The organism is Kitasatospora sp. NPDC048540, from assembly GCF_040651175.1.
Taxonomy (GTDB): domain Bacteria; phylum Actinomycetota; class Actinomycetes; order Streptomycetales; family Streptomycetaceae; genus Kitasatospora.
This window is the reverse complement of record NZ_JBEZIR010000021.1, coordinates 51,141-64,923: the sequence shown is the minus strand read 5'-3', so window position 1 is coordinate 64,923 and position 13,783 is coordinate 51,141. Positions and strand designations below refer to the sequence as shown.

Annotated in this window: 9 protein-coding genes and 1 pseudogene; 4 read left to right on the top strand and 6 right to left on the bottom strand. The window is 67.9% G+C overall.

The genetic code is table 11. The annotated features are described in order from the left end of the window. Positions 1-661, bottom strand: a pseudogene (locus tag AB0D08_RS11530) (hypothetical protein); the annotation flags it as partial. Between the two features lie 171 nt (positions 662-832). On the opposite strand from AB0D08_RS11530, the gene AB0D08_RS11525 reads away from it, so the two are divergent. The 3 genes from AB0D08_RS11525 (at position 833) to AB0D08_RS11515 (ending at position 3,269) form a co-directional block, all read left to right on the top strand. Further along, complete coding sequence (locus tag AB0D08_RS11525) at positions 833-1,390, top strand: hypothetical protein (protein WP_199520284.1); 558 nt, start codon at positions 833-835, stop codon at positions 1,388-1,390. A gap of 87 nt (positions 1,391-1,477) precedes the next feature. After that, positions 1,478-2,941 (top strand): hypothetical protein, encoded by a 1,464-nt coding sequence (locus AB0D08_RS11520; protein WP_359887911.1) that lies wholly within the window; start codon positions 1,478-1,480, stop codon positions 2,939-2,941. 28 nt (positions 2,942-2,969) lie between these two features. After that, a complete protein-coding gene (locus AB0D08_RS11515; protein WP_051812006.1) occupies positions 2,970-3,269 on the top strand; it encodes a helix-turn-helix transcriptional regulator in 300 nt (99 codons plus the stop codon). On the opposite strand, the gene AB0D08_RS11510 is transcribed toward AB0D08_RS11515, so the two are convergent. From AB0D08_RS11510 to AB0D08_RS11490, 5 genes are all read right to left on the bottom strand, one after another. After that, entirely contained in the window at positions 3,215-3,649 is a 435-nt protein-coding gene (locus AB0D08_RS11510) for an STAS domain-containing protein (protein WP_359887908.1), read from the bottom strand. The two genes, AB0D08_RS11515 and AB0D08_RS11510, sit on opposite strands and share 55 nt — an antisense overlap. Positions 3,650-4,372: 723 nt before the next feature. Then, positions 4,373-7,081, bottom strand: a complete 2,709-nt coding sequence (locus tag AB0D08_RS11505; RefSeq protein WP_359887905.1) for an AAA family ATPase — start codon at positions 7,079-7,081, stop codon at positions 4,373-4,375. A 149-nt stretch (positions 7,082-7,230) separates the two neighbouring features. Continuing rightward, positions 7,231-9,159 (bottom strand): hypothetical protein, encoded by a 1,929-nt coding sequence (locus AB0D08_RS11500; protein WP_359887902.1) that lies wholly within the window; start codon positions 9,157-9,159, stop codon positions 7,231-7,233. Positions 9,160-9,176: 17 nt separating this feature from the next. Then, complete coding sequence (locus tag AB0D08_RS11495) at positions 9,177-9,500, bottom strand: hypothetical protein (RefSeq protein ID WP_149038021.1); 324 nt, start codon at positions 9,498-9,500, stop codon at positions 9,177-9,179. 448 nt (positions 9,501-9,948) lie between these two features. After that, the gene (locus AB0D08_RS11490; RefSeq protein ID WP_359887899.1) at positions 9,949-10,662 is read right to left on the bottom strand and encodes a DsbA family oxidoreductase; all 714 of its coding nucleotides are present in this window, start codon (positions 10,660-10,662) and stop codon (positions 9,949-9,951) included. 915 nt (positions 10,663-11,577) lie between these two features. On the opposite strand from AB0D08_RS11490, the gene AB0D08_RS11485 reads away from it, so the two are divergent. After that, positions 11,578-13,281 carry an aminotransferase class I/II-fold pyridoxal phosphate-dependent enzyme gene (locus AB0D08_RS11485; RefSeq protein WP_051812008.1) on the top strand — a complete coding sequence of 568 codons (1,704 nt, stop codon included), beginning with the start codon at positions 11,578-11,580 and terminating at the stop codon, positions 13,279-13,281. Positions 13,282-13,783 lie beyond the last annotated feature (502 nt).

Sequence of the window (13,783 nt, the reverse complement as noted above, 5' to 3'; positions counted from 1 at the left end):
GGTCGTTGCGGCCCCAGCCCTTGACCGTGCCGTCGCTCTTGAGGGCGAGGCCGAATCCGTCGCCTGCGGAGACGGCGGTGACGCCGTTCAGGTCGGCCGGGACGTTGAGTTGGCCGAGGTCGTTGCGGCCCCAGCCCTTGACCGTGCCGTCGCTCTTGAGGGCGAGGCCGAATCCGTCGCCTGCGGAGACGGCGGTGACGCCGTTCAGGTCGGTGGGGACGTCGAGCTGGCCGACGCCGTTGCGGCCCCAGCCCCTGACCGTGCCGCCACTCCTGAGCGCGAGCGCGAAGTCATCGCCCGCCGCGACGGCCGTCACATCACCCAGATCCGCCGGCACACCCAGGACACCGGAAGCGTTGTCGCCCCACCCGGTGACCGTGCCGTCGCTCTTCAACGCCAGGCTGAACCCGGTCCCCGCAGCGACCGAAGCCACCCCGCTGAGGCTGGGCGGCGCACCGAGCTCCCCCGCGGCATCGCTGCCCCACCCACTCACCGTCCCGACGGCCGCCGCGGTCGCGGACAGCACACCGATCGCCACACCCCCGGCCGTGAGAACACCCGCCACCGCGATCAGGACCGCGTTCCGGCGCAGCGAAGCCCCCCGGCGGCGCGACACACCGGCCGACGACCGCTCGTCCTCGAACGCCTGGGGTTCCGCCATGAGATCCTCTAGCGAATATCCGGTGACAATGACCCGATCCCCAGCATGAGGACGACGGACGACCAGCCCCAAGCCCTACGGGCAACCCCCCGCGCCGAATTCACTGCCCCCGAGGACGCCATCCGGCCGGCCGGTGCCGGATTCCGCCGATCCGGCCGATACACCGGAAACATGATGACGAGTGAACCGCAGAGTTGCCCGCACTGCGGCAGGGTGGACCTGACCGCGATCATGGGCCCGGACTTCGCCCGCCGGGCCGCGCGCAGACGCCGGGCCGCCCTGCTCACCCTGCTGCTCTGCTGCGCCGCGCTGGTCCCGTGGATCGCCTATCTCGCCGCGACCCTGCCGATCCGGTACGAGTCCCGGCAGTGGCGGGCGGCCTGGGTCGGATTCGACCTCGCGCTGCTCGCCACGCTCGCCGCCACCGCCTGGTACGGCTGGCGCGGCAGACAGCTCGTGGTGCCCTGGGGACTGGCGGCAGCCGTCCTGCTGACCTGTGACGCCTGGTTCGACGTGATGCTCGCCTGGGGTACGGGCGACTTCACCGTCTCCGTCCTGTCCGCCGCCCTGGTCGAACTCCCGCTGGCCGGCTACCTGCTGGCGCGGGCACGGCGCATCCTCCAGTTCTTCGTGCGGATGCAGTGGTATCTGACCGGGATGCCCGGCGACCCGCCCCCGCTCCACCGGGCGCTGCTGTTGTCCGGCACCACGGCCTCCTCCCGCCGCTGATGCCGGGTCTTTCGGGCAGAGGGTGATGCCCGTGGCGGTACCCTCCGCCGCTCCCGTATCCGCCGTCACGGACGGAACACTGACGCTATGGGCATCGACCTCTCCCTCAGCAGCACGGAACTGGAGGTCGAGCCCGGTCGGGAGGCCGGGCTCGACCTCCAGCTGCGCAACACGGGTGCGACCGTCGATCAGTTCACGCTGTCCGTCGTCGGAGACCTCGGCGACTGGGCCACCGTCGAGCCCAAGATCATCAACCTCTACCCCGGGGACGAGGGGGAGGCCCGCCTCGTCCTCAAACCGCCGAAGTCATCGGACGTCCTCGCCGGTGAGATCCCGTTCGCCGTGCGCGCCGTCTCGCGGGAGGACCCCGAGGGCTCGGTCGTCGAGGAGGGGACCGTCACCGTCGCGGCCTTCACCGAGGTCGCCGCCGAGTTCATCCCGCACGGCTCACGAGGGTCCTTCCGTGCGCGTCACCGGCTCGCCGTGGACAACCACGGGAACACGCCGATGCCGGTCACCATCAGCATGGTGAACCCGAACAACGAGCTGCTGTTCAAGGTTCGCCGCACCTCGCTGACGATCCCGCCCGGCGCCGCGGTCCTGGTCCCGGTCCGCGTCATACCGAAGAAACGATTCCTCAAAGGGACGAAGAAGACCCACCCCTTTCAGGCGGTGGTCACCGGCGACGGGTTCCCCCCGGTCACCGCCGACGCGGCGATGGTCCAGGAACAGATCCTCCCGGCCTGGCTCCCGCGCGCGCTCGCCGCACTGATCGCCCTGTCGATCGCCTTCGCCATCCTCTGGTTCACCGTCCTCAAACCGACCCTGAAGACCCAGGTGCAGAACGGCGCGCCCATCTCCCCCGGCACCGGCGTCTCGCCCAGCGCGGGCGCGAGCCCGAGCGCCCAGCCGTCCCCGGGCGCGAGCCCGAGCGGACAGCCGTCCCCGGGGGCGAGCCCGAGCGGGCAGCCGTCGGCGGGAGCCAGCCAGGGCACCCAGCCGTCGGCGGGAGCCGGCCAAGGCGCCAAAGCCTCCGGTGGGGCGAGCCAGGGTGCCGGCGGCACCAACCAGAGCTCCGGTGCGACCGGTAAGAGCACTCAACCCGCCGCGAGCGCAGGGGCGCAGGCCACCCAGGGCGGGGGCACCGTCGCAGGGGGAGGCACAACGGGCGGCGGATCGACGCAGGCCCCGTCCAACACCTCCACCTCACCCCCCTCATCCCCCGCCGACGTGTCCATCTCGACCGACACACCGGCCGGCGACCCCGGAACGTTCAAGACCTTCAACAGCCAGGCGGTCCCCTCGGGCAAATCCCTTCTCATCACCGACATCCTCGTCTCCAACCCCAACGGGGACAGCGGCTATCTGCAGATCCGGCGGGGTGACTCAACGCTCTTCCCGCTGGGGCTGGACAACTTCCGCAGCTACGACCTGCACTTCGTCGAACCCATCCGGTTCGGCCCGGGCGATCAGGTGGTCATCGCCGTGGACTGCCGGAACAGCAACGCCGCATGCACCCCGTCCGTCTTTCTGTCCGGAAAGATCCAGTAGGTCTCACCGGAGAGCGGAGGAACCCAGAATGAGTGACGAAATCCCTCCCGGCACCCGCGACGGTGCAACGCTCATGACCTTCGACGGAGTCCGCTGCGTCGAGGAGCTCGGGCAGGCCATAGGCAGGCGCAGGGAGGATCTCGGCTGGAGCCGTTCGAAGCTCGCGGAGGAGAGCGGCATGACGGAGATGTCCATCGCCAGGCTGGAGGAGGGCCAGGCCGCTTTCACATTCCCCCTGGTCGGCCGCATCGCCGCCGTGCTCGGTCTGGACCTTCAGGTGGCGCTGGTCCCGCGCACCGGGGCGAGCACGTCCGGCAGCAAGTCGTGAGAGTGGAGCGGGTCGCCCTCGGCGGCGCAGAGGTTCTCCTGACCCGACGGTGCCAGGAGCCGTGCCGCCTGAAGCAGGGCCAGCATCTTGCGAAGCCGCGGGTGGAGGCCGACCAGGCTGAAGGCCGTACCGTGCGCCGAGCAGCTGTCACGCGCCGCGAGAAGGATTCGAAGACCGGTCGCATCACAGAAATCGAGGCCGGCGACGTCCACGACGAGCTGGTTCGGCCGCCGGGTGAGAAGTTCCGCGACCGCGAACTCCACCAGGGGAGCCGTGCAGGCGTCGAGTTCGCCTTCCAGGTGCAGGAGCGCCGTCCCGTCGTACAGGACGCCCCGGGGGGACAGCATCTCGTTCGGGTGCATGATCACCTTCAGTTGCATGATCACCGCCGTGGGGATCGCTCCAGCATCGCCCCAGAGGGGTTTCACACCACGATAGTCCACCGCCCGGGCAGAAGAATATAGGGACATATGTACCCATTTCACAGCCTTCGTGGTATACGAACCGGGCCGCGTGCCGCCGCCGCTGCCCCGGCCGGAACCCGGGCGGACAGGGGCTGCCCGTGCTCCCGGAACTGATCGCCGCGGGACTCATCGCCGGCAACCTGTACGCGGTGCCCGCGCCACCCGTCACGTCCGCGCACAGCCCCCACACCCTGTCCCGTCGGACGCACCCGCCTGCGAGCCCGACCGGCCCGACGCCATCCCTCCAGACGACCAGGACGGGCACGAACGACACCGATACCGGGACCCGATCCGGCCGACCGGCCCCGGACGGGACCGAGCACCCCGGAAAGCTCGCCGACGACGGCCCCGATCCACTCACACTCGTCGCCACCGCCCTCGCGGCCGCCGTCGCCGTGACCGGGCTGCGAGCCGCCCGGCGCCGCAGCACCCGCCGACGCCGACCCCGGTCCGCCCCGGCGGACCCGCACCGGTCCGTCCCGGACACGAGAACCTCACCGACCCCGCCTGCGTACACACCCCGCCCCGGACACCGGGACCCGCGATGACCCCACCGAGCAGCTCCACCCGGCCCGCGGCACCGGGCGACCCGAACCCGCGACGGACCACCGAACCGGCTCGGATCGCACCCTCACCGGGTCAGACCGCACGCTCGAGGAACGGCTGCGCACCGAGAGCCGTGTAGCGGGCACGCGCGCGATCGAGGAACACGGCGGCAGTCTGGTGGTCGCCCAGAAGATGGTGCAGATGACAGGCGGCCTCCTCGAGACGGGCGCGGTGGAAAGGAGGATCGTCGGGGCGCAGCGGGGTGTCGAGGACCCGGTGGTAGGCGTCCGCAGCGGCATGGAGATCCCCATGGGCCTCGGCCAGCTGCCCGGTGGCGAAGGCGGCGGCCGTGCGCAGGAACGGGGTCCGCCGGGCGAGCCCGCACAGGTGGGCGAGGGCGTCGCGGGCCTGGTCGAGCTGGCCCGTGGCGGTGAGGGCCTCGGTCCACATGGGCCAGAACTGATGGGTCGGCCAGGTGACGAGGTCGCCGAGGGCGTCCCGGTACAGGGGCCGCAGAGCGGAGAGCATGGCCGCATGGTCGGCGCGGCCCTGCGCGATGGCGGCGGCCGCCAGACCCGACTGATCGGAGAAGGTCGGCACGGGAACCTGGCTCTGCGACGCGTCGAGATGCTCCTGGGCGCTCCGCCATCGGCCCTGCCCCCCGGCGACGATCGCCGCGTACGCGTGCGCGGTGATGAAGTGGAACCGGAAGCCGCCGATGTCGCCCTCGGCGAGAATCTGCTCGGACGCGGCTGCGGCCAGCTCCCAGTCCCCGAGCAGGTAGTGGCAGGCCGACAGATGGATCAGGGCCATCAGCCGGGCGAGCGGAAGCGCATCACTGCGGCCCGGCTCCAGGACGGCGGCGACGTCACGCCGCGCCGCCTGCAAATCCCCCATGGCGAGCAGACAGGTCCCGCGACCGATGAGCCCGCTGCTGCGCGCCAGGGCACGGTCCGCGGGCAGTGCGGCGATCCACGGTTCTCGCAAGGTGGCCGTCGGGCCCTGGCTGAACAGCAACGTGTTGCCCAGGATCAACTGCGTCGCGATCGTGTCGTAGGTGCGTGTGTCGTTCACGGTACCCGCCGATTCGTCCTGCAGGGCCTGTCGCAGCAGGAGGGCGGAGTGTGGTGCGTCGCCGCTCTGGAACACGGCCAGCCCGAGCCGGAGCCGGGCCTGGGCCAGGGTGGCGAGGTCACCTTCGGCCTCCGCCTCGGCCAACGCCTGCTCGCCCAGCCGTACCGCGCCCTGATAGTCGCCGTCCATATAGACGTAGCAGCTCAGCAGCAGGGTCCGCTTGGCACAGGGGGCGCACTGCTCGACGGGCCCCCGCAAGGGGTGGGCCGCACGCAGGCCCCTGGGGTTGATCAGGTTGATGGTGTGCTCGGCGGCGGTGAGGAGCCGGCGCTCGTGCAGCTCACGTCTGTCGGAGAGATCGGCTGCCCAGAGCAGTAGCGTCGCCGCCCGGTCGAGGTAACCGAGGCGGGCGTTCCGGTCGGCCTCGGCATCGAGTGACTCGGCGAGCGGACCATCGAGGTGACTGGTGGAGGCGACCCGGTGGGCCCAGGCGGCATCGGTCTCCACGACACCGACGGCGGCCGCGTGCAGGGCACGCCGTCGCTCCGGGCGGATGGCCTGGTAGATCGCGTCACGCTGGAGCGGATGGGCGATGCCCACCGGTACGGCTGCACCGGGGGGCCCGGCGGGATCGGGCCGGGCCCGGACCAGGAGGCCTGCCTCCAGCAGCGGACTCAGGGCCCGATCCGGCTCGAAGTCCTGCTCGTGCAGCTTCGCGATCCGTGCCGCCGTGTCGACGGGGGAGGGGATGCCCAACACGGCCAGCGCCTCGACCAGGGCCCGGCTGTCGGCAGGCAGCCGCTCCAGGCTGCGGCGCACCGCGGACGCCAACGACGTCGGCACCGGAAGAGCCGCCCCGACATCCGCCAGGTCACCGGGCGTGGTGGAGGCGAGGATCGACCGCAGGTACAAGGGGTGGCCTCGGGTGTGCTCCCACAGCCGGCGCAGCACCGCCGCCGACAGCGGCTCGTCCGCCATCAGCCCCGCCTGGGCCTCCGGCAGCCCGCTCAGCCGCAGCACCTGCGTCTGCCCGGCCCAGGTCCCCTGCCGCCACCGTTGCGACGGATCCCCGGGCTCCGCGCCGGCCGGATCGGTACGGCACGTGGCCACCAGGAGGACCCTCTCCTGCCACAGCCACCGCAACAGCGATCCCAGGACCTGCAGCGAAGCGTCGTCCGCCCACTGCACGTCGTCCACCACCAGCACCAGTGGTAGGTCCTGGACCGAGCCGAGCAGTTCCACCAGTTCGACGCCCACCGCCACCGGGGCGACCGACGGCCCGAGGCGGCCGCGCAGTACCACCGACTTCTTCACGAGTTCCGGATCGACCTGGCGAAGCCACTGCTCCACCACTCCGTAGGGCCAGTCCTGTTCGGACGGGTCACAGCCGGCCCACCACACCCTGTGGCCGGTCAGCGCCGCCAGGGCCTGCCGCACCAGGGAGGTCTTGCCGATCCCGGCCTCGCCCTCCACCACCACCAGCTGCGGAGCGCCGGACGCCGTGGCGACGGCACAGCCCGCAAGCAGTTCGAGCTCGGCGTCCCGCCCCACGAAGGACTGACCGGATTCCGGCGCCGTGCCTTCCGCCGCACCCGGCGAGGCCCGGCTCGAACGCTTCGCCGGCATGTACATCAGCCGCCCTCCTGACGTCAGGACGGGACCCGGAAACTCCCGAGAGGTCTCCCCTACATAATGGCCTGGTTCGTACATAATGGCCTGGTTCGGCACATGTCACTCGTCTGGGCGGGAACCCCCAGGGTCGGGGGCCCATCAGTCAGGGGCTGACACTTCGACCGGTGCACGAACCCCGGCGAGCGGCGCGACGGCGGCTGTGGCGTGGAGCCGGCCAGGGCGTCACCGTGGCCTTACCATCCCGTTCATCCATACAGATGTGCATTCAAGTATTCCACCCATCTCTCGATGCTCTCCATGTCCATCGGATGCGTTCCTTCGGTTTCATAGAGATGGTAATCGGTCGTGTAGGTCTGCAGTGTCCCATCCCCGTGGCGGACCTCCTTGATAAATCGAAAATAGGGGTGCACATCGGACAGGGGCTGGCTTTCGACATCGCGGTCCAAGAATATGAACCCCGGGATCCCGTCGTTGATCTCCGGGACGAAGAGCGCCGTGGTGAGAGGGTGGACCAGGCTCACGGCGAGCCCCTCGGCGGAGATCATGAACGTCAGCTCACGTCTGTTGTCCCAGCCGAGGAGGTAGGTGATATCGGTCGGATCCTTGGCCCGAGGACCCTTGGTGGGCCAAATCTTGACCGTACACCAGGCGGTCACCAGGGCTGTATTCGCCTCGGAATCTCCCCGCTTCCCCGTGCGAAGCGCGTCCTTCGTGACGGTGCAGATCAACTCAATATCGCCAAAAACTGCATCAAAGTAGAACTCCTCCTGGGGGTACTGCGACAGGAGGACTTCGACACCGGACTGATGGCCGTCGGCCCCGTGCGCGGCCGAAATATGCTCGGTCATGTTGGAAAGGAACATCCGGAAGTCGCGTTGCACGGTGCGACGTGTCGTCGCCCGTGCCGTCTCGCCCGCAACGCTGTCCAGAGCGGTCTCGGCGAGCTCATCCACCTGATCGAGCCCCGTGCCTGCAGGACCGTACGCGTTGGCGAGATGACCGGCGACATGTGCAGCATGGCCCAGCCCGGGCGTATGGCTGCCCATGGCCGTCATGAGAGTGAGAAAACCAGATGCCCCCGTTCGGGCATAGTCCCCGACCGTCAGTGCCGTGCTCGCAGCACCCAGTCGGCCCGATAGCTTCCCCTCGGTCTCCCGGGCCGCGTACTCGGAGATCTTATCGATGTTCCCGCGGCCCACCTGTCTGCGAGCATCCTGCTTTGTAGCGTAATACTTGTGCCCAGCAGTCCCGGCGCTCATGATCCCGAATATGATGGCCAAGGGAGGGAATAGTGCCGTAAGGGGACCGAGTGCGGTCTGGATGGTACTGTTGATCGACGCAATGAGGGTCAGCTTGTCTGCGAGCCCAGGATTGGTGTCGCTCAGATTGTCCGCATGTACGGTCCTGGCCAGGTCGATCAATGATTCGCGATAATCGGAGGATATTTTTCCGACGGCGCCTTGCAGGCCCTTCAGCGCTAGATCGTGAGCGGATATGGCGGCAGCGACGTCGTCCTCCGTGGCGGCGGGATCATTTGCCGCCCTGCGCAGATCCCCGGTGCGCCGAGCCAGTTCGTCGAACTGTTTTTCGATCATGCCATAGGGATTGATGAAGTCGTTTTTCTCGCGAATATAGTCGCTTCCCTGCAAGGCGTTTGTATTTGCCATCTGATCCATCAGGTCCGTGATGGCCAGGAGCCCGGGCAGGATCGGCTTGAATTTGTCTGCTATTGCCAGCCGCTCACTCACCACTACGCCGTGCTTGCCACTCCCGTGGCCTTTGGTGACATTCTTGAAATATGCATCTGTCAGCTGCTTGATCTGCTCCGGGTGTCTATCGAAGGAAGATCGTAGGCGACTGACTTCCCTCCGGAAGAGGGAATAGGAGGCTTTGACCTCTGGTTGACGCCATCCCTTGGTCGCATGGAATCCGTTGATCCGGTCCGGGGTGAGCCCCCTCGCGATCGCAGCGTATTCAGGATTTCCCCGACTATTCAAAAAGGCGCAGTAGTATCGAATCAGGAAGGTGTGGTCCGTGTATTTTCTGACTACATCTTTAAAATTGCCGGGAAGTTCCCCGATTCGCTTTCTGTCCGCGATGCTGGCAGGATCGTCACCGAGCCATCTCCATTGCGCGAGCGTCTCGCGTATCTTGATCCATTCGGCTGACTCCATTTAACCGCCCCTTCCTCTCACTTTTCCGCGGCCGGGAAGAGAAGGGCAATTTCATCGCTGGTCATGTGCGTGCCGCCTTGATTTTCCGGCGGCTGCTCACTCACGGTTTCCTTGGTCCATCCACCCCATGTGAGCCATTTATTCGCGGTCTTGAAATCTTCCTTGCTCGCGTATCGCATGGCCACATTCCAGGAGAATATTCTTGCGAGCTCCGGCTGGCTTTGTATCTGGGCCATAAGATCATTGTCGCCGGCTATCTCCTTCAGCCAGTGGATCGCGAGTGGATAGTCATTATCCTTTACGGCCGTATCGAATTTTTTGACATACTTCGCTATATCCATGGCGATGACCTCTGGGATTCAATGCGGCCTCGGAACTTTGATCTGCGGCGGCGCGTGATTGCGGCATCAACCGAACCTCGAGCCGAGGATTCGTCTACATGCTAGGTCCGCCACTGAAACTTCCAAGGTGCGCCGGGGCGGCCGGAAGGGCACATGGCGCTTCCTCCCGCCCGCTGAGGATGACCACCGATGCCGACCCAGAGGTTCTTGATCGTCGCGGCGCTTATTCCACCCGGGCGGCCCTCCTCCGGCGGCTCGAGGGCCAGGGCGGAGAGGCCCGGCGGCTGGTCCCCGGAATACCCCGGCTTCACATCTGCAAGGGCACCAGAAGCCGTTAATGCTCATACAGATGTCAACCGGGGTTCGCGGTCCGCACGGTCGCCCGCATTCCCCGAACCGGTGGGCCAGGAAGCCACATGACCGTGAAGCCGGGCCCCGGGTACTGCGGCTAAACGATGAGGCACCCGTCCGGACCGCAAGACCCGTCCCCCGCATCGCCGCCCGGACCGACCACCGTCAGCCGGGCCTTCTTGCCCCAGGCCTCGTCGAGCGCGGCCCGGAAGACCTCCGGCGGCTGGGCACCCGACACCCCGACCGCGCCGTCGACGACGAAGAACGGGACACCGGTCGCACCCAACGCCCCCGCGGCCGCCTCGTCCTCGCGCACCGCATCGGCGTAGGCGGTCCGGTCGGCGAGTACCCGCTGCGCCTCCTCCCGCTCAAGGCCGGCCTGTACGGCCAGCTCGAGCAGCCGTTCATCTCCGAAAGCGGACTGCTCGTCGGCGAAGTTCGCCCGGTACAGCAGCTCGAGCAGCCGGCTCTGCGCGCCGTGTTCCTTCGCCAGGTGCAGGAGCCGGTGCATGTCGAACGTGCTGCCGTGATCCCGGCCGCCGGCCCGGTAGTCCAGGCCCTCCGCCCGGGCGTGCTCGGCGATGCGTTCCTCGGAGCGGGCGACCTGCGTCACGGTGGCGCCGTATTTCGCGGCGATGAGCGGGATGACCGGCTCGACCTTCCCGTGCTCCCGGTGCGGGTCGAGTTCGAAGGACCTGTGGACCACCTCGACGGCGTCCCGGTGCTCGAACCCGGCGAGCCCCTGCTCGAACCGCGCCTTTCCGATGTAGCACCAGGGGCAGGCTATGTCACTCCAGATTTCGACACGCATGATGACTTCTCTCTTTCTACGGCGACAGGTGGTTGATCGGAGGGCACCGATGACGCTCTTGCCATGGCTACGGCCCCGGGGGCCGGCCGCCGGGAGACGTCCGTGGCCCGACGAGGGGTGGAAGGCTGCAGAAGGCCACGATCGCCGTCCCGCCGGCCTCGGCGAGTCCGGTGGGAGCGGTGACCGTCCCCGGTCGGGCCGTCTGGAGAGGCGCTCGCCGAGTGAGCGCCGATCTTGACCGGTCGGGGATCCGATGCCGTCAGCGGTGGTGCGGACCTGCACCGTCGCGCCGTGGCGGACGTCGGCCGTCTCGACCGGAGGCGCGGCTGGTGAGGGCCTTCATCGCGTCGCTCCTGTGATGGCAGCAGTGCACCGGTGACCAGTGCACCGGTGACCTCGATCGATGCCGAGATCATCAAGTATCTCGATGATGGTAAATATCGATTGTTTAGGTTGTCAAGTATATGGATCGGCAGGCACGACCGCCCCCGAACCGCAACCGCCGTACGAGGTCCCGCCGGGTACCGCCGCCCTGCTGGAACAGCAACTCGCCGACGCGCGGCGTCCGACTGCCAGGACAAGCCGCCGGAGACGGCCCGGCCGACCTCTCGGTCGAGAAGAACGAGGGACAACCGCCGAGATCCTTGCAACCGCAGACGACCGATCCGCCCCCGAACTGCCCGCCGACCCCGGCAGGGGCTGCCTACCGAGCTGCCCACCGATGCGGAACATGAGCCCTGCCTTACGGACTCCTAAAGGTTCCGGTGCGGCCGGTACGGGGCTTCCTACTCTGTGTACCCGACCTTGTCGATCAACGGCATCGACGGCTGGCACAGCACCATCGCGATGACAGCTCCGCGACCCCGGGGGACCAACCGCCGGACCGCGTCGCGACAGTCCGAGAGGAAGTCAACGGTGAACGAAATCTTCCTGCCACGTGAGGACGACGAACTGGCGGGCACGATCCTCGCCGCGATCGACGAGGCCGCGCGGACCATGGGCGGTCGCGCCCCCCAGATGATCCTCCGCCACGACCCGGCGGCCTGCCTCATGCTGTTGGAGTGCTCCGCGCGGATCGGGGTGGCGGCCAGGGAGATCTCCGAATCCGTGCGTGCCGCCACCACCCACATCCCCTGGGACAGTCTCACCCGCCTCGGAGCAGCCGACGTGACCGCCGACAAGGAGCTCAAGGCGCTGCACGACCTCCTGCTCGAAGGCGTCGAACGGTTACGGACCACCCTCTCCGAGATCCGGGAGGCCGGAACGGAGACCGACCAGGCCTGCCGGAGCGCCGATGAGGACCACGCACTCGACAGGCTCGCTCACGACTTCTACCGCCCCGCCGGCCGCGACCTCCTGCAGCGCAGCCACGAATTCTACGAGTGGGTACGGGCCAGCCGCCGCACCGGCTTCTGGCAGTACACCAGGACGACGGACAAGGCTCCGGGGAGGACCGCGATGATGGCGGACGAATCCGGACAGGTGGCCCACGGCATCAACCTGAGCTCCCAGGACTACCTCTCGCTCAGCTCCCACCCCGCGATCCGCGAGGCCGCCGCGCAGGCCCTGAGCGAATACGGGCCGCACAGCCCCGGATCCCCCATGGCCGCGGGCAACACACCACTCTCCCGCGGACTCGAGCACGCGCTCGGCGAACTGCTGAGGAACGAGCACATCACCCTCTTCCCCACCGGCTGGGCCGCGGGCTACGGCGCCGTCGTGAGCCTGGTACGCCAGGAGGACCACGTGGTGATCGACCGGCTCGCACACGCGTCCCTCCAACAAGGCGCACGGGCCGCCACCCGCAACGTCCACCGGTTCGAGCACCTGAGCCTGCCGGCCGTTGCCGCACGCCTTCGCTCCATCAGATCCGTCGACACCCGGAACGGCATCCTCGTCGCCACCGATGCACTGTTCTCCGCCGACGCCAACTCGCCCGACCTGGAAGGCCTCCAGGACGTCTGCCGGATGTTCGACGCCACCCTGCTGGTGGACGTCGCCCACGACCTGGGCGCCATCGGCCCCGGCGGCACCGGCGTTCTCGGCATCCAGGACATGCTCGGCCGGGTGGACCTGGTGACGGGGTCCTTCTCCAAGACCTTCGCCTCCCAAGGGGGCTTCGTGGCCTCCGCATCACCGGCCGTGAAGCAGTACGTCAAGATGTTCGGCGGCACACACCTCTTCTCCACCGCGATGTCCCCGGTCCAGGCCGCCGTCGCCCTGGAGGCGACCAGGGTCATCCGATCACCCGAAGGCCACCAACGCCGACTCAGCCTGGACAGCACATACCGCGCCCTGCGCGAAGGCCTGTCCATACGCGGCCTGACATGCATGGGAAGCCCCTCACCGATCGTCCCGCTGCTCATCGGCAGCGAAAGGCTGGCCCGGGTCACCAACCGCCTGCTCTTCCAGCAAGGCGTGCTGGCCTTCCTGGTCGAGTTCCCGGTGGCGCCGGTCGGATCGGCCTGCTTCCGGCTCCAGGTCCAGGCGGCCCACCGGCCGAAGGACGCCCACAAGGCGGCCTGGACCATCGAACGGGCGGTGGCCGAGGCCCGCTCCCACCTCGCGCGCGTGCCCGGAGGCGGGAACGGCGACGGCGGGGCCGGCCAGGCGGACTAGCGTCGCCTTATCGGGGCGGCAGATTGTCTAAATCACACAATATCCGGTCAATTAGAGAATGCGCACGCCGATTGAATCCCGGGATGAGAAAGGTCATTTCCGGCGCCCCGGGGTCGACCTGGCAGAAGCCAAAATTGCAGAAGTTCGTTGATAAAACGATTACAGCGCCTTGTTGAATCTGGGCTGGGCAGGAGATCGATCGGGCAATCAAAGACTACCAGGGCCTGCCCGTTCGGACCTTTTTGCCGGAAGGGCTGGGGATAGTATTGGATCCCCTCACCCTGACAGCGGCCGCAGGAACGCTTGGATCGGTCGCCTTCATTAGGAGAAGAAAAATGTACGGTCAGCCACCTCAAGCCCAAGCGCTCCAGCATCCGGGGCCACCTCCGCCGTTGGTACCTCCCGCGTCTTGGCCACCGCAACAGTTCACCGCTAACGGAATTACCTGGCATTTCCATAAAAATTATGGAACAGGAAATTCCATGACCATGTACACGTCTCA